This window comes from Sorangiineae bacterium MSr11954 (genome assembly GCA_037157815.1).
GTDB lineage: Bacteria > Myxococcota_A > Polyangia > Polyangiales > Polyangiaceae > Pendulispora > Pendulispora albinea.
Window position 1 is genome coordinate 12,048,641 of sequence record CP089984.1, and the last position, 16,247, is coordinate 12,064,887.

The 16,247-nt window shown below is 66.1% G+C and carries 16 protein-coding genes; 12 read left to right on the forward strand and 4 right to left on the reverse strand.

The annotated features are described in order from the left end of the window. Window positions 1-47: 47 nt before the first annotated feature. Window positions 48-1,037 (forward strand): EcsC family protein, encoded by a 990-nt coding sequence (locus tag LZC94_47675; GenBank protein ID WXB15490.1) that lies wholly within the window; start codon window positions 48-50, stop codon window positions 1,035-1,037. Here LZC94_47675 and LZC94_47680 read toward each other — a convergent pair. Continuing rightward, window positions 940-1,599 (reverse strand): hypothetical protein, encoded by a 660-nt coding sequence (locus LZC94_47680; protein WXB15491.1) that lies wholly within the window; start codon window positions 1,597-1,599, stop codon window positions 940-942. The genes LZC94_47675 and LZC94_47680 overlap by 98 nt on opposite strands. Beyond that, window positions 1,596-2,219 (reverse strand): hypothetical protein, encoded by a 624-nt coding sequence (locus tag LZC94_47685; GenBank protein WXB15492.1) that lies wholly within the window; start codon window positions 2,217-2,219, stop codon window positions 1,596-1,598. Before LZC94_47685 ends, LZC94_47680 begins: the two co-directional genes overlap by 4 nt. 402 nt (window positions 2,220-2,621) lie before the next feature. Here LZC94_47685 and groES point away from each other — a divergent pair, with 402 nt between their 5' ends. The 9 genes from groES to LZC94_47730 all read left to right on the forward strand — a co-directional run bounded on the left by groES (window position 2,622) and on the right by LZC94_47730 (window position 11,038). After that, window positions 2,622-2,915 (forward strand): co-chaperone GroES, encoded by a 294-nt coding sequence (gene groES, locus LZC94_47690; GenBank protein ID WXB15493.1) that lies wholly within the window; start codon window positions 2,622-2,624, stop codon window positions 2,913-2,915. 90 nt (window positions 2,916-3,005) lie between these two features. Then, window positions 3,006-4,637 carry a chaperonin GroEL gene (gene groL / locus LZC94_47695; GenBank protein WXB15494.1) on the forward strand — a complete coding sequence of 544 codons (1,632 nt, stop codon included), beginning with the start codon at window positions 3,006-3,008 and terminating at the stop codon, window positions 4,635-4,637. A 122-nt stretch (window positions 4,638-4,759) separates the two neighbouring features. Further along, window positions 4,760-5,050: a hypothetical protein gene (locus tag LZC94_47700; protein ID WXB15495.1), complete on the forward strand. Its 291-nt coding sequence runs from the start codon at window positions 4,760-4,762 to the stop codon at window positions 5,048-5,050. A gap of 2 nt (window positions 5,051-5,052) precedes the next feature. Beyond that, the gene (locus LZC94_47705; GenBank protein WXB15496.1) at window positions 5,053-5,427 is read left to right on the forward strand and encodes a hypothetical protein; all 375 of its coding nucleotides are present in this window, start codon (window positions 5,053-5,055) and stop codon (window positions 5,425-5,427) included. A gap of 35 nt (window positions 5,428-5,462) precedes the next feature. Then, window positions 5,463-6,182, forward strand: coding sequence for a DNA mismatch repair protein MutH (locus LZC94_47710; GenBank protein WXB15497.1), 720 nt, complete (start codon window positions 5,463-5,465; stop codon window positions 6,180-6,182). A gap of 262 nt (window positions 6,183-6,444) precedes the next feature. Beyond that, window positions 6,445-8,046, forward strand: a complete 1,602-nt coding sequence (locus LZC94_47715) for a protein kinase (protein WXB15498.1) — start codon at window positions 6,445-6,447, stop codon at window positions 8,044-8,046. Between the two features lie 75 nt (window positions 8,047-8,121). After that, window positions 8,122-9,126 (forward strand): hypothetical protein, encoded by a 1,005-nt coding sequence (locus LZC94_47720; protein ID WXB15499.1) that lies wholly within the window; start codon window positions 8,122-8,124, stop codon window positions 9,124-9,126. Between the two features lie 8 nt (window positions 9,127-9,134). Further along, the gene (locus tag LZC94_47725) at window positions 9,135-10,073 is read left to right on the forward strand and encodes a LamG domain-containing protein (GenBank protein ID WXB15500.1); all 939 of its coding nucleotides are present in this window, start codon (window positions 9,135-9,137) and stop codon (window positions 10,071-10,073) included. A gap of 14 nt (window positions 10,074-10,087) precedes the next feature. Continuing rightward, on the forward strand, window positions 10,088-11,038 hold the full coding sequence (locus LZC94_47730; protein WXB15501.1) for a hypothetical protein: 951 nt from the start codon (window positions 10,088-10,090) through the stop codon (window positions 11,036-11,038). 57 nt (window positions 11,039-11,095) lie between these two features. Here the strand turns inward: LZC94_47730 and LZC94_47735 are convergent, their stop codons facing one another. Then, window positions 11,096-11,731 carry a MarC family protein gene (locus LZC94_47735; GenBank protein ID WXB15502.1) on the reverse strand — a complete coding sequence of 212 codons (636 nt, stop codon included), beginning with the start codon at window positions 11,729-11,731 and terminating at the stop codon, window positions 11,096-11,098. A gap of 89 nt (window positions 11,732-11,820) precedes the next feature. Here LZC94_47735 and LZC94_47740 point away from each other — a divergent pair, with 89 nt between their 5' ends. Beyond that, on the forward strand, window positions 11,821-14,088 hold the full coding sequence (locus LZC94_47740; GenBank protein WXB15503.1) for an ATP-dependent RecD-like DNA helicase: 2,268 nt from the start codon (window positions 11,821-11,823) through the stop codon (window positions 14,086-14,088). Window positions 14,089-14,123: 35 nt separating this feature from the next. After that, window positions 14,124-14,663 carry a hypothetical protein gene (locus LZC94_47745; GenBank protein ID WXB15504.1) on the forward strand — a complete coding sequence of 180 codons (540 nt, stop codon included), beginning with the start codon at window positions 14,124-14,126 and terminating at the stop codon, window positions 14,661-14,663. Between the two features lie 186 nt (window positions 14,664-14,849). On the opposite strand, the gene LZC94_47750 is transcribed toward LZC94_47745, so the two are convergent. Continuing rightward, window positions 14,850-15,476 carry a MarR family transcriptional regulator gene (locus LZC94_47750; protein WXB15505.1) on the reverse strand — a complete coding sequence of 209 codons (627 nt, stop codon included), beginning with the start codon at window positions 15,474-15,476 and terminating at the stop codon, window positions 14,850-14,852. Between the last annotated feature and the right edge of the window lie 771 nt (window positions 15,477-16,247).

The following is a 16,247-nucleotide window of genomic DNA, read 5'->3' on the forward strand; positions in this document are numbered from 1 at the left end:
CCGAGCAAGGCCCTCGCCGCGCTCGCAACGCGAAGAGCGAAACGTCGATGCAACACGCGCCCAAGCCTGCGCTGACGCCGTACGAACAATCGGCCCTCGGCGACGCCGTCTCGGCGGCCATCTCGCCCTACCGAACACCGGTCTCCAGCCTCGTCCACGTGATGACGCGAAGCAACGCTCCGCTCGACGCGGAGCCGCAAAACCCACAAAACCCACAGAGCCTGGGAGACACCCCCGACGTGGTGACACACGGCCTCTGGCGCATACTTGCCGCGCTGGGGCATACGGCGACCAAGACGGTGGGCCGCGTACGTCGCCGCGATCTCCGGCGCCTGACCATGCGCCCCATGCGTTCGGTGGCCGACATCGCGCGCCTCGATTTGTGGGAGGTCGATGAAACGGTGCGCGGCCTCGAGCCAAAGTATGGCTTCGCGGGCGTGCTCTTGGGTCTCGCGGCCGGCGCGTTTGGCGTTCGCGGCCTCGCGCTCGGAAAGCCGCTGCTCGCGTGGCTCGCCATGCGGCAGATCAGCGAGTACGGCATCCGCTATGGCTTCGATCTGAACGATCCCGACGAGCGCGCCTTCGCCACGCAGATCTTCGTCTCCGCCCTCTGTCCGAATCGCCTGCCGCGCGAGGTGGAGGCCGCCGATCTGGCGCGCGTCACCGAGGCGGCCAAGCGCGTCTCACGCTTCGCCGGCTTGCTCGACGCTGCGCGCGGCTTGCTCCGGCGCGTCTTGCGGCCGAAGAAGAAGACGGCGCGCGCGGCCGTCGTCGTGCTCGGCGTCGCGGCGGCGAGCTACAACGCGTGGTTCTTGAGCGGCGTCGCGCGCATGGCGGCGCTCGCATATCGCGAGCGCTTCATCGCGCGCAAGCACCGCATGTCGCTCGCGGAGCTGGCGGAGATCGAGTCGACGATCGAGCCCGTGCCGCCCAGCGGCATCATGTCATCCGAGCGTAGCGAAGCTTGTCCTCCTGGCCCATTCGATAGAAGAGACGAAGCTCGTCCCGCATCTTCGCGATCCGACGGGGCGCGATGAACTCGCGCTCCAGCCGCCGCGCGAGCTTGGCGGCGGTGTCGTTGGCGACGCGGTAGCGCTCCCCCGGCTCGCTCCCCTCGACGTGACGAAAATGCACCTGCTCGTAGAGGCGTGCGCGCAGCGCCCCGCTCCTCGCCACGTTCGGATCGCCCGTCGACGCGAGGAGCACCACGTACTTGTCCACCTCCGCTTGCACCTCGAGCTCCAGCTGCGTGGCCTCGCGATCCAGGCGCGCGCGCTCGGCCACGTAGACGAAGTGGCTCACGCCCTCGATCAATTGGCAGAGCGCATCGAGCCCGAGCTCCGAGCCCGCATCCCCGCCGTCCTTGGCGGGCGCGCGCACGAAGGCCGGCAGGTGCAGCGCCATTTCGAGCACGCCGTCCTCGCCCTGGCGCAGGAGGAGCGATTCGCGCTCGCCCTCCATCGCGGGCTGCACGAAGGCATGCACGTCCGGCCCCTCGTCGATCTGATAGAGGCGCTCCAGCGCGCGCTGCACCGAGCGGGCGAGCGCGCGCTCCCGCACCAAGTCGACACCGTTGCCGGCCAGCTGCGATTGGCTCACTGCAGGACCCCTTTGGTCCCGCGCGTGGGCACCAAGCCTTGCGAGCTCAGAGCGTGCGCGAGCCGATCGCTCCCCGTCTTGAGCCATCGCTCGTAGAGCTTGAGCAGGCCCTTGGAGCCCGCGGCGCCGTTGGCGACGGCGTCGTCGGCCACCTCGGCGATCACGTCGACCAAGGTGGCGAACTTCTCCGCCAGCTCGGCGAAGATGTCCATCGACGGGCGCTCGTTCTTCGCGTCGCTCGCCGCGCCGGACCGATGCAGCATGGAGCTCGCGCTGCCGTAGGCCGTTTGCCCGATGCCGATCAAGTAGCTCTGCTCGACGCCGCGGGCCTCGAAGTGATCGCCGAAGAAGCCGCTGGTGTAGAGCACTCCGTCGCCCAGGGTGCGCAGGCGCTCGAAGCGCTCGGCCGGGGCCGCCGTGTGAAGCGCTTCGTCGAGGAGGAACGCCAGGGGGCGCTCCATCGTCTCCCCCGCGCGCCCGTCGGGCCTCGCGAAGTCGGCGAGCAAGCCGACGATGTACGTCGTCGTTCCTGCGGTCACGGCCACCCCCCGTGTCCGAATCGCGTCTTCGACGATCTCGTGGAAGAAGCCGGAAATGGAAACGGTTGCCACGATCGACATCGGTTTGGTCCCTCCAGGTCCAAGGGGTGAAAGCCCCGGCGGGACGATCCGTGGGAGCAAACACCCCGAAACTGCACTTTCTTCAGGTGTAACGTCCGCCAAGAAGTGGTGCAATTTCATGACCATGCGCGTCGTTGCGGCTGCCTCGGGACGCCAGCACTCGACATGGTAGGGTGCTAACCTATATGACCATATATTTACATACTTCAGCTACCTGAACGGCTATTCCAAAATTGACTTGAATCTCATGCATATAGCCGTGTTCGCCCGCATCGGGCTTTTCAGCCGAGCACCCCTTGACCAGCCTTGGAGGGCGATTATCTTGCGCGCCGGCCCGTTAGCACTCACCCCAGACGAGTGCCAGCAATCGACCGGCCCGTCACATCTACGGAGAGAAACAACATGGCAAGCATTCGTCCGCTGCAAGACCGCATTCTCATCAAGCGCGTGAAGGAAGAGGAGAAGACCAAGGGTGGGATCATCATCCCCGACACCGCAAAAGAGAAGCCCATCGAGGGCGAGGTCATCGCGGTGGGTAATGGGAAGGTCCAAGAGGACGGCAAAGTTCGTCCGCTCGACGTGAAGGTGGGCGACATCGTGCTGTTCGGCAAGTACAGCGGCACCGAGGTGAAGATCGACGGCGAAGAGCGCGTCATCATCCGCGAGGACGACGTTCTCGGCGTCATCACCAAGTAGGGGCCTCTTCGTCCCTGTCACGGTTACTGCTCACGCGAACGCGAAGATTCGAAACTCTAGACAAAACTAGACTGACTGAAGAGGCAAAACATGGCTGCGAAGGAAATCGTTTATACCGAGCACGCACGGAACCTGATTCTCGCGGGCGTCAACGCGCTGGCGGACGCTGTGAAGGTTACGCTCGGACCGAAGGGGCGCAACGTCGTCATCGAGAAGAGCTTCGGCTCGCCGACGGTGACCAAGGACGGCGTCACGGTCGCGAAGGAGATCGAGCTCGAGAACCGCTTCGAGAACATGGGCGCCCAGATGGTGCGTGAAGTCGCCTCCAAGACGAGCGACGTTGCCGGCGACGGCACCACCACCGCGACCGTGCTCGCGCAGGCGATCTACCGCGAAGGTAGCAAGCTGGTCGCCGCCGGTCACAACCCGATGGAAATCAAGCGCGGCATCGACAAGGCGGTCGAAGCGATCGTCGACGCGCTGAAGAAGCAGGCGAAGCAGACGAAGGATCCGAAAGAGATCGCCCAGGTCGGCGCCATCAGCGCCAACGGCGACAAGGAAATCGGCGACAAGCTCGCCGAGGCCATGGAGAAGGTCGGCAAGGAAGGCGTCATCACCGTCGAAGAGAGCCGCACGGCCGAGACGATCCTCGAGGTCGTGGAAGGCATGCAGTTCGACCGCGGCTACCTCTCGCCGTACTTCGTCACGGATCCGGAGCGCATGGAAGCGGTCCTCGACGATCCGTACATCCTCATCAGCGAGAAGAAGATCTCCAACATGAAGGATCTTCTCCCGGTGCTCGAGGCCATTGCCCGTCAGCAGAAGCCGCTCGTCATCATCGCGGAGGACATCGAGGGCGAGGCGCTCGCGACCCTCGTCGTCAACAAGCTCCGTGGCACGCTCCACTGCGCCGCCGCCAAGGCCCCCGGCTTCGGCGATCGCCGCAAGGAGATGCTCAAGGACATCGCGGTCCTCACCGGCGGTCAGGTGATCGCGGAGGACCTCGGCCTCAAGCTCGAGAACGTCACCATCAGTGACCTCGGCCGCGCCAAGCGCGTCACGCTCGACAAGGACAACACCACCATCGTCGACGGCGCGGGCAACAAGGACAAGATCAAGGGCCGCATCGCCGAGATCCGTGGCCAGATCGAGAACACCACCTCCGACTACGACCGCGAGAAGCTCCAGGAGCGCCTCGCGAAGCTCGTGGGCGGCGTCGCGGTGGTCAAGGTCGGCGCTGCCACCGAGACCGAGATGAAGGAGAAGAAGGCCCGCGTCGAAGACGCGCTCCACGCGACCCGCGCGGCCGTGGAAGAGGGCATCGTCGCCGGCGGCGGCGTTCCCCTGGTCCGCGCCCAGTCGATCCTCGACGGCCTCAAGGTGACGGACGAGCAGAAGTTCGGCGTCAACATCATCCGCCGCGCCATCGAGGAGCCCCTCCGTCAGATCGTGGCGAACGCGGGCCTCGAAGGCTCGATCGTCGTCAACAAGGTCAAGGAAGGCAAAGACGACTACGGCTACAACGCCGCCACCGACACCTACGGCAACCTCCTCTCCGAAGGCGTCATCGACCCCGTCAAGGTCGTCCGCACGGCCCTCCAGAACGCAGCCTCCGTCGCGAGCCTCATGCTCACGACCGAGTGCCTCGTCGCCGAGCGCCCGAAGGACAAGGAGCCCCCGGCAGCCGGCGGTCACGCTGGCCACGGCCACGGCGACTTCTGATAGAAGGCGCTAACGTCGTAAACGAGCCCCGGGCGATTCGTCGCTCGGGGCTTTTTTTGTGCCGCAGAAGGTGGGTTTGGGCTTCGCGTGCGGGGTGCACGTATTCTGCTACAGTGCTTGGCATGAAGAAGCGCCGGGCTGGGGCCACGGAGACGTTTGGGATTTCGCTCGATCCGGAGACGAAGCAGTTCCTGAGGGAGGAAGCGGATCGCAAGTACCAAGGCAACGTGTCGGCGCTGATCACGGAGCTCGCGAAAGAGGCCAAGCGCCAGGCGGCGTTCGAGCGGGCTTGGAAGTGGTACGGCGGCCCCGAGCCGACCCCCGAGGAGTCCGCGGCGATTCGGGCGGAGTGGGCGGAGGGGTGGACTCTAGCTAGCAAGGCCAAAAAATCGCGACGAAAGAAGGCCGCGTGACCTTGCCGGGGCTGACCTTCGATACGGGCGTGTTGATTGCGCTGGAGCGCCGAAACCAGCGTGCGTGGCGCGTCTATCGTGAGGCTCGGATTTGCAACGTTCCGATTACGGTTCCGACGGCCGTCATCGCGGAGTGGTGGCGTGGTCGAGCGGACGCTCGAGAGCATATCAAGAGCGGTTTACTCGTTGAAATACTCTCCGAGTCGCTGGCCAGTCTTGCCGGCGAGGCGCTCGCGAAGGTGAAGGGATCAACCGTGGTCGACGCGATCGTGATGGCTTCCGCGGCATCGCGCGGCGATATCGTATACACCAGCGACGTGGACGATCTCGAAAAGCTTCGTGCGTTCTTTCCCGACGTTCGCGTGCTCTCCGTCTGAGTGCATCTGCGACCGTCAATGAGAACGTCACTCCCATGAAATCGAACCGCGCGCCGCCGCCCCGCGACGAGCACGAGCTGCGGGTGCGCGCCCTTTGCCTGGCCGGTCGCACCTTGGGCGATCTGGCGCGCGAGCTGCGCTTTCAGCTCGGCGACGCCGCCGTTCACACCAAGGGCAAGGCCGGCGAGCTGGTGGAGCGCGCGCTGGGCGCCGGCCCCGTTCCCGGGCGTGCGAGCCTCGATGCGCGCGCCGATCCGGGGAGCTTGCTCGACTTTCCGCACCTGGGGATCGAGCTGAAGACCGTGCCGGTCGACGACCGCGGGAAGCCGCGCGAGTCCACCTTCGTGTGCGCGCTGCCGCTGGGCGACGCCGACGCGATGGAGTGGCAGAGCTCCTGGGTGCGCACCAAGCTGTCGCACGTCTTGTGGCTGCCGATCCTCACGCGCGAGCACGCCGCGTGGGACGAGCGCGTACTCCTCGAGCCGGTCTTCTGGCGCCCCTCGCGCGACCAAGAGGCGGTCTTCGCCGGTGACTTCGACGACGCGATGGGCATCATCGCCAGCGGCGGCATCGAACGACTGACCGCCCGCACCGGGCGCTGGCTGCAAGTGCGCCCAAAAGCGGCGCATGGACGCGCGCGCACCCTGGCCCACGGCCCCGAGGGAGAGCCCATCGCCACCGTGCCCCGCGGCTTCTATCTGCGCACGCGCTTTACCGACGCCATCTTGCGCGATCCCACGGCGCTGCCGACCTAGCCGCAGCGCTGCCTCATCCGTCTACGACACGACTCCTCGTCGGCGCGCGACGGTGCGATCGACCTACCGCCACCGCCCGGCGGCGGTGCGACCTGCCTCGTCGGCGCTCCCCGCCAGCCTCGATGGCTTCGTTTTTTTATTTTTCGCGCAACGACTTTGACCCGACGACCGAAGGGAAAGGTGAAGTTGAGCGATCGGACGGGCGGGTGCGCTTTTCCACCTGCTACTTGAGTCCACGAGGGACTCGCGTACCCTTCGCCGGGTGACGGGATTCTTGGAGCCGGGCGACCTTTTTCTCGAGAAATACCGCATCGAGCGCCTCATCGGGAAGGGTGGCATGGGCGCCGTGTACGCTGCGGTAGATGTCGATTTGGCGCGAAGGGTCGCCATTAAGCTTCTGCTTCCGCACATCGCGAGCATCCCGCAGGCGGTCACCCGATTCGTCAACGAAGGGCGGGCGGCGGCGCGGATCGAGGGGGAGCACGTTGCGCGCGTGTATGCGGCCGGGCGCACGCCCGACGGGCTCGCGTACATGGTCCTCGAGCTGCTCGAAGGGGCGGATCTGGCGGAGCTTTTGCGCCGTCACCCGCGCATGCCGGTCGTGCACGCGGTCGACTTCGTCTTGGAAGCGCTGGAGGCCGTCGCCGAGGCGCACCACCAGGGGATCGTGCACCGCGATTTGAAGCCGGGAAATCTCTTCCTCGCGCGCCGCAGCCACGGCACCGAGACGGTCAAGGTCCTCGACTTCGGCATCTCCAAGGTGAGCAACTCGCTCATCGAGCCCAGCGCCGATCATGCGCTGACGTCCACCCGATCGACCCTCGGCTCCCCGCTCTACATGTCGCCCGAGCAGCTCCGGAGCGCCAAGAACGTCGACCGCCGCTCGGATATCTGGTCGGTCGGCGTCATCCTCTACGAGATGCTCGCCGGCGTCCTCCCGTACCACGGTGAGGCGTTGGGCGAGCTCTTTGCGGCCATCCTCGAGCAAAACCCGATTCCCATCGTGCAGCACCGGCCCGATATCCCGCCGGCCCTCGCCGCCGTCGTTCACCGCTGCTTGGAGCGCGATCCCCAGCGGCGCATCGCGGACACGCTCGAGCTGGCGCTGGGGCTTGCGCCGTTTGGCTCCCGCGCGGCCGGATCGGTCGAGCGCATTCGCGCCTTCGCCGGTCTTCCGGCCATCACCTCCGGCATGCTGGGCGCCGGCACCTTTCCCACCCAGGCGCCCCAGGGACCTTTCGCCAACACGCCGGCGCCCCATCACTTCTCCAGCACGCCGGCGCCCAACCCGTTCGCGAACACCCCCGCGCCCAAGCCGTTCGTCAACACCCCGGCGCCCGCGAACACCCCCGCGCCCACGCCGGAGCGGAGCGCGCAAACCACGCAAGGGTGGGGCGACGTTCGAACCGGATCGTCGACAGGGCCGGCGCTGCCCGTGCAAAAGCGCACGTGGCTGCCGTTCTTGTTGATCATCCCCGTGGCCTTTGTGGTGGGCGGCAGCATCTTCGCCATCTTCTTCTTCACCGGAAACCGAAGGGACACGCCGACCGCCATCGCACCCTCCGACGTCGCGCCCACCAAGACGGCCCCCGCGCCCGCGGCAACGGTGCTCCCGGCGCCGGGCGCATCGCAAACGGCGGGCGAGCCATCCTCCGGCGCACCGGCGGCGGAACCCGCAAGCTCCGCGACCTCCGCGAATGTCGCGGAGAAAGACTCGGTCCCCGCGGCCGATGCAGGCGCCAAGCCTTCGCGCTCGACGCGCAAGCACGGTCCCGCGGCCGCGTCGTCGACGCCAGCACCCAGCGCATCGCAGGCCTCGCCGAGCAAGCCGGCGTTCGATCCGACCAAAGACACGCGAAACTGAACGACACACATCGAGGAGAGGGTGGTCATGAAGGGGACGGCAAGGATCCGCCGAAGGATTACAACTACGGCACTATTGTTCACTGGGGCTGCCCTGGCCGCGCCGGCCGCGCACGCGCAAGGCTCGGCGGCGGCCGCGGAGGCGCTCTACCGCGAGGGCCAGCGCTTGATGGAGGCCGGAAAGGTGCATGATGCATGCATCAAGTTCGCCGGCAGCCAGAAGCTGGATCCCACGACGGGCACCTTGATCAACCTGGCCAACTGCCACGAAAAAGAGGGAAAAACGGCCACCGCGTGGGCTGAATTTACCGAGGCCGCCGCGGCGGCCGGGCGCGCGGGGCAGAGGGAGCGCGAGGCGTTTGCCCGCGAGCACGCGAGCGCCCTCGAAAAGCTCCTGCGCAACGTGGTCATCGACATCCCGCAGGCGCCGGCCGGCACCGAGGTGAAGCTGGATGGTCAGTCCTTTGGCGTCGTCGCCCTGGGCACACCGATCCCCGTCGATCCCGGCGAGCACGAGCTGTACGTGACGGCGCCCAAGAAAAAGGCGTGGGCGCAAAAGGTCACCTTCCAACCCGGCCCCGGCACCACCCGCGTGCCCGTCCCCGCGCTCCAAGACGTGGCCTCGGAGCAGCCCACCGAAGCATCGGTCGCCGTCTTTCCAAAGGAGGAAATACAGGCCGACTCGGACGAGCGGAGCGCGCTCCAGCGGCGGCGCAATCTGGGCTACATCGTGGGCGGCGCCGGCATTTTGGCGCTCGGCACCGGGATCGTCTTCGGCGTCCGGGCCAAGCTCTTCGCCGACAAATCCGACCGCGAGCAAAACCGCGCGCTCGATTACATCGCCAACGGTGACGCGGCCAACGCGCAAGTTCAGCACGACGCCGCCGTCAAAGATCACGACGACGCCAAGTCGAACCAGACCATCGGCATCATCGCCGGCGCGGCCGGTCTCGTGGCCACGGGCATCGGCGTTTACCTGGTCGTCAGCTCCAAAGAATCGCACCGCGGGGCCTCGTCGGCGCGTGTGATGCCCCTCCTCTCACCCAACACCGCAGGCGCGAGCGCCGCGTTTACGTTTTGAGCGAAATCATGAAGCGTGCACTCTCTCTTGCCATCGTTCTCACGCTCTCCGCGGCCGGCGGCTTCTTCGCGGCCGCATGCATCGGCGACGAACCCGGTGCGCTCCCGAGCACCAACGCGGACTCGGGCGACCACGACGTCTTCAATCCCGGCCTCGACGCCGGCGACGCCGGTCGCTCACAGGGCTTGCCTGCGACCATTCCCGGGTTGGTCCTCTGGCTGGACGGCGACGATCCGGATCGCGTTCGGCGGGCCGACCCCGGCCGCAATGAAAATGTGACCGCGTGGCTCGACAAGTCGCCCTCGACGCCGCCTCGCCACTTCGAATCGGTGGGCGCGAGCTCCCCGCTCTTCGTGAAGAATATTTTCAACGGACGATCCGCGCTCTCCTTCACCAGGTTGAGCAAGCAATACCTCAAAGGGCCGTCCTTTCTTGGATTGTCCGGGGCGGAGGCGTTCCTCGTCGCGCAAACCAAGCAATACGTACCGCCGGATGCGGCGACGCTCGTCAGCTACGGGATGTGGCAGTTCGCCGACGTCGGCTCCTACCACCCGGCCCATGACAACGCTTGGCACGACTCATTTGCTTACAACAAAGTAGAGCCCGGAAAGCCGCCCGAGCAGGGCCTCTTTTGGCCGCCGCCCGCGAATGAAATGTTTACGCCGCATATCCTCAATGTCATTTCCAACGCGCAGGAGTGGACCGCGTCCGTGGACGGAATCCAGCGCGGGACCAAGGCGGGGAGCTTTGGCTTTCCGAATGGACCCACCGTGGTGGGCGGGACCCTCAACAGCCACCTCTCGGAGGCGGCGGCCCCCGATGATTTCTTCAATGGCTTGATCGCCGAAGTGATCGTCTACGGTCAAAAGCTCACCACCGCCGAACACGACGCAGTTGCCTCGTACCTCTCCACGAAGTGGGGGATCTCGCTCGACGGTGGCAAATGAGAACGCGGGGGCTCATGAAACGCAGTTCTGCCATGACGATCGCCGTTCTATGTGCGTCCTCCGCCGGGGTGATGCTCGCCGCAGCTTGCGTCGGCGACGAGCCGGGGGCGTTGCCCGGTATTCCCGATGGCGGCCAGGGCGGAGACCAGGATGCGTATCGTCCGCCGCCCGGCGATGGGGGGACCCCGGTCGACACACCCAAATCGGTCGCGGGGCTCGTCTTTTGGCTCGATGGTGCCGATTCGAACGCGGTCCAGCGGGTCAAGCCGGGCACCGACGAGACGGTCACGAAGTGGGCGGACAAATCGCCCAACGCGCGTGACTTTGCGCCGGTGCCGGCGGAGGGCTGCGCGGCCCCGACGTTCGACCTGGCGGCCCTGAACCAACGCACCAAGAGCGCCCTCCATTTCAATCGGGTGGACAAACAGTGCCTCAAAGGGAAAACGCTGCAGGGTCTGTCGGCCGCGGAGGCGTTCATCGTCTATCAGACCGTGCAGATCGCGAATACGGATGACGCGGGCGTCATCAGCTACGGGCTTTGGCAATTCGGTTCGTACAACCCGCAGCATCCGAGCTGGTATCGCGACAACGACTACGCCGAGTGGTGGGATACCTTCGGAAATACGGGCACCCCTTACAACGAGTCCAAGGTCGTCGAGAGAGGGCATTATTGGGAGCCGCGCATCTTCGGGGTCGTCTCGGCCCCCAACAAGTGGTTCGCTTACTTCAACGGGGTCGAGCGGCCCGCGACGGCGGCCAACGAGACTCAGAAGTATGGCTTTGGCGCCGCTTCGTTCTTGGGCATCAGCATCTACCCCAACATCGGCGGAAATTATTTCAACGGCTACATCGGCGAGGTCATCGCCTTCGATCGCCAGCTTCCGGAAGCCGACCATCTGAAGATCCAGTCCTACCTCTCGGCGAAATGGGGGATCCCCTTGGCGAAACCCGACGGCGGTACCTGACCGCGCGGCGCGCGCGGAACGTGCCGGCCGCCGCCCCGACCCAGCGCGTGCGCCGAGTCAACCGACCAGCTTCGGGAAGGCTTCGCGCACGCCGTCGATGATGAACTGCATCGCCAGGGCGGCGAGGATCAGGCCCATGATGCGGCCGATCAAGTTGATGCCGGTTCGGCCCAGCACGCGCTCCACCAAGGTGGCCGAGCGCAGGATCAAGAAGGTGAAGAAGGCGACCGCGCCGATGGCGATGAAGATGGCCACGTGCTGCGCGGGGCCCTCGGATTTTCCGACGAGCACCATGGTGGTCGCGATGGAGCCGGGGCCCGAGAGCAGCGGAATGCCGATGGGGATGACCCCCACGTCTTGTTTCGCCTCCGCCTCGTGGCGCTCTTCTTTGGTGCTGCGCATCGGAGAGTCTTTGGCGCGCATCATTTCGAGGCCGAGCCCGAAGAGGACGATGCCGCCGGCGATCTTGAACGCCGACATGGTGATGCCGAAGAACTTGAAAATGAGCGAGCCCGCCAGACCGAACGTGAGCAAAAGAACGAGGACGGTCAAGGACGCGCGCAGGGCCGTGCGCTTTTGAGATTCGGGCGGCTGACCGCCCGTCAGCGCGAGAAAAACGGGGAGCGCCGCGAACGGGTCGACGATGGAAAAGAGCGACCCGAAGCAGAGAAGGGCATAGGTCGCAAGGGCCACGCCGCTCAAATAATGCGTGTTCGCAAAAATTGCACCCAGGAAACCTGAACCTTCGCCAAAGGCGCGCCATTTGCCCGAAGATGAGGGACGTGGCCACCCGCAAACCCGTGACGATGCCGCTTCGCGCCGGCGGAAAGACGCTCGCGTCCGCCCGCGGTCCGAGCAGCGGCAACAGCGGCGGCGAGGAGGTCACGGTGGAGGGCGAGATCGAGCGCGTGACGTTCGAGAGCGCCGAGTCGGGGTTCCGGGTGCTCAAATTGGCCCGAGATGGGAGCCCGGGCGCCGATCTTTTGACGGTGGTCGGCACCATTCCACCGGTCGCGGCGGGCACGCGGGTGCGGGTGCGCGGCCGTTTCGAGCGCGATCGAAAGCACGGCGAGCAGCTGCGCGCGCTGGGGGTCACCGAGCTCCTGCCCACCACCTTGGTGGGGGTCGAACGTTACCTCGGCTCCGGCCTCATCAAGGGCATCGGCGAGGGGTACGCGAAGAAGATCGTGGCCCACTTCGGGATGGACACCTTGCGCGTGCTCGACGAAGAGCCCGAGCGGCTCGCGGAGGTCGACGGCCTCGGAAAGAAGCGCTCGGACAGCGTGACCAAAGCTTGGCGCGAGCAGCGGGCGGTGCGCGAGGTGATGGTCTTTCTGCAAGCGCACGGCGCCTCGGGGGCGCTGGCCGGCCGCATTTACAAGCGCTACGGCGCGAACGCCGTGCGCATCGTCTCCACCGAGCCGTACCGGCTGGCCATGGATGTGTGGGGCATCGGCTTCAAGACCGCGGACCGCATCGCCCGCGAGCTGGGGGTGGAGAACGACTCGCCGGCGCGCATGCAGGCCGGGTTGATGCAGACGCTCAACGACGCCCTGGAGTCGGGCCACACCTGTCTGTCGGTGGAGGACGCGGTCGCGCACGCGATGGCTCTCCTCGAGCTCGCCGAGCTCGACGCGGCCGACACGCCGGAGCGGGTGCGCGAAGCGCTTCGTGCGCTGGTGCGCGGTCGTTATGTGGTGGCCGAGCTCGCGGACGGCGAGCCGCTGGTGTTCCTCGCCAAGATGCACGCCGCCGAGGTGCGCGTGGCCGAGCGGCTCAAAGAGCTCGCGGGGGCGAGCGCGCGCCCGCTCGGGGGGGCGGCCCAGGCGGTGGCCGAGTTCGAGCGGCGCGCCGACGTGGAGCTGGCGCCGGAGCAGCGCGAGGCGGTGGCGCGGGCGGCGGACAACCCGGTGCTGGTGATCACCGGGGGACCCGGCGTGGGCAAGACCACCATCGTCCGCGCGATCCTCTCGGTGCTCGATCGCGAGAACATCGACTTTCGACTCTGCGCGCCCACGGGGCGCGCGGCCAAGCGCCTCTCGGAGTCGACCGGCCGCCCTGCGTCGACGGTGCATCGCTTGCTCGAGTTCGAGCCCAAACGATCGGAGTTCAAACGAAACAAGCAATCGCCGCTCGAGTGCGACGCGCTGGTGGTCGACGAGGCCTCGATGATCGATCTGACCATGGCCGACGCCATCACGCAGGCGCTCACCGATGGCACGCGCCTCGTCCTCGTGGGGGACGTCGATCAGCTCCCGAGCGTGGGCCCGGGCGCGTTCCTTCGCGACGTGATCGCGTCGGGCGCCATCCCGTGCGTGCGGCTCACCCAGATTTTCCGGCAGGCCGAGCAAAGCCTCATCGTTCAAAGCGCGCACCGCATCAACATGGGCGAGCCGCCCTTGGCCTCGAACCGCCCCGACGCCGACTTTTTCCTCATCGAGCGCGACTCGGCCGAGTCCGCGCAGAGCACCATCGTGAGTTTGCTCACCCAGCGCATCCCGCGCCGTTTCGGGCTCGACCCCCGCCACGACGTTCAAGTGCTCACCCCCATGCATCGCGGCCCCGCGGGCACCGTCGCCTTGAACGAGGCGCTGCAGGCGGCGCTCAACCCCACGGGGCCATCCATCACGCGCGCCTCCCGCTCGTACCGCTTGCACGACAAGGTCATGCAGCTGCGAAACGACTACGACCGCGAGGTCTACAACGGCGATGTGGGCGAGATCGTCGAGCTCAATGAGGAACAAGGCACCCTCACCGTGCGTTACGACGAGGAACGCAGGGCCGTTTACGAAGCCGGCGATCTCGACGAGCTCGCGCTCGCCTACGCCGTCAGCATCCACAAATCGCAAGGGAGCGAGTATCCGGCGGTCGTCCTCCCGTTGATGACCGCGCATTTCGTCATGCTGTCGCGCAATCTTCTTTATACGGCGGTCACCCGAGGCAAGCGCCTCGTCGTTCTCATCTACGATCCGCGGGCCCTTTCGCTCGCGCTAGCCGAAGATCGCCGCGGGGAACGCCGAACGCGCCTCCAGGCACGTCTTCGCGGTTGACGCCCCGGCCAACGCTGGTCACGCTGAGAATCGCCATGCTCAAACGCATCTTCGTCGGCCTCGTCCTCGGGCTCGTGATGGGCTCGCTCGTCGCGGCCCTCGTCGTCAAAGGGCTTGGCATGCTCGCGTTTCCCAAGATCCTGGCCTACCTCTTCGCGGGGGTGACGGGTGTGGTCACGGGCCTGGTGGCTGGAAAACCCATCTGGGCCCAAGGCGGCCAGATCGAGGCTGGGCTCAAAGCCGGCTTTGGCGCCCTGGTGGGTGTTGGGTTGATGTACGCCATGCGCCACTGGCTGCACCTGCAGGTGGACATCGCGCCGCTCGGCGCTGCGGGCATCGGCGGGGTGGGGGAGCTCCCCGCCGTATCCCTGCCGTTGATCGGCGCCTTCTTGGCGGCGTTCTATTCGGCCGACAACACGCCGGAAGATGCCGCGAGCGCAGACAAATCCGGCGCCAAGGGCGCGCGCCTCCCCGAGAAAAAGGCGCCGGCGGGCAAGCGCACCCGCGTGGCTTCGAGCGAAGACGATGAAGACGTCGACGCCGACGTGGCCATCGGCAAACGTTCGAAGCGGTAATCATCGAAAACCGCCGCCCGACGAGCTTTGCGCGTCGGCCCCACGGCAAAACCTTCGAACGCGATGACGTCGATCGCCTCCGTCGCGATCCTGTTGCCGCGTCGTGAAAAACGGTTCCCGTGGACGATGCTCTGCGAGGAGCGCACTGCGGGAATGGGATGGCGCTCGAGGTACGCGGCGCTGTCCCTAGTCGCCGAAGACTTCGCGCATCCGACGTTCGGCCGAGTCTGCCAAATCCTGCGAGACGAGTTGCAGGTAGGTGCCCGCTTTATCCATTCGGGCGCCCGCGGGCGTGGTGGGGCCGAGGATTTCCGCGCCCTCACGGTGGATCGCGGCCAGCAGCAGGGTGGCGCGGGCGCTGGCGAGAACGGCACGGTGCCCGCCGTACTTTTCGAGTGAATACCTTTGCTTGCGCCGAGCTCCGTGCTCGCGGACGAGGAGCTCCTGCCCCTCGGCCCAGCCGACGGCCGTGGACACGGCGGCCGGGCTGACCCGGAGCCGCTGTACCAGCTCGGCGGACGTGAGCTTGCCGGAGTCGGCGGTGAACAAACACGACAGGATCTTCGCCACCATGCGCGGGCACCCCATGCCGATCAACAGCTCGCCCAGCCGCCTTTCGAATGCGAACACCGCTTTGGGGTCGCGTCCGTACGCGACGAAGTTGGCTGGGGTCGCGGGCAGCGGGATCGGCTTGCGACGTCGGGCCCGTATCCGGGTCATCTGGTGCGCATGGTCCGCGCGGTAGCCGGCCCCGCCGTTGCGCGCCACCTCGCGGGTGATCGTCGACTTGGAACGGTTTAGCCGATTGGCCATCTCCGTGTAGGTCAGGCCCTCCGTGAGCCATACGGCAATGCAGCGTCGATCCTCCTGGGTGAGTCTGTCTCCTGGCACAGCGGGCCTCCGAGGTGTAGCCGAGCGTTTGGGACGATCGTTGACTCGTCCCCAAGGGGCAAACCCTAGGGCGATGCCTCGCAGGGACGAAATGGTGCACATGCCCATTGGGACGAGGGACTATGCATTCGTGCTTGGTCATTGCAACGCGTCGAGCCCATGTTGCATTCACTCCAAACTCATTGCAACGCTTTGAAATAACCGCCATTTATGGCAGTCCTTTCAAGACGAAGACGTTTGACTATTTTGCGAATGCAACGTAGTTTGATTGTTCTCTCAATGCTTTGGTTGTCTTGACTCACTTCGGCGTTCACAAGGTCGGCTTACTCCGGCGAAAACGCCACTCGATAAACGCGACAATTCGATAACGCGATAAGAATGACGAAGGCGCCGATGGCGATGTGGCTATTGGCCAACGTTCGAAGCGGTAGCTGAAAAGACAATCGTCGCGGGGGGCGCGCACGGCGCCCGATTTTGGCCGTCGAGGCGTTGTGATCATGGCGCGCCTTGGCAGGTCGCGATTTTGCGGCCTTGGTGAGTCGCGATTTGCCAACCTTCGCAGGTCCTGCCTTGAGGGCCGGCATAGGGGACCCCACACTCCGTTTGCTTACCCCAGGGAAGGGGACGGTCCCTGCGGCGCAAATGGTCCATCGCGATGAGGTAGAAACCTTGATAAAATCAAGGTCGTTCTTG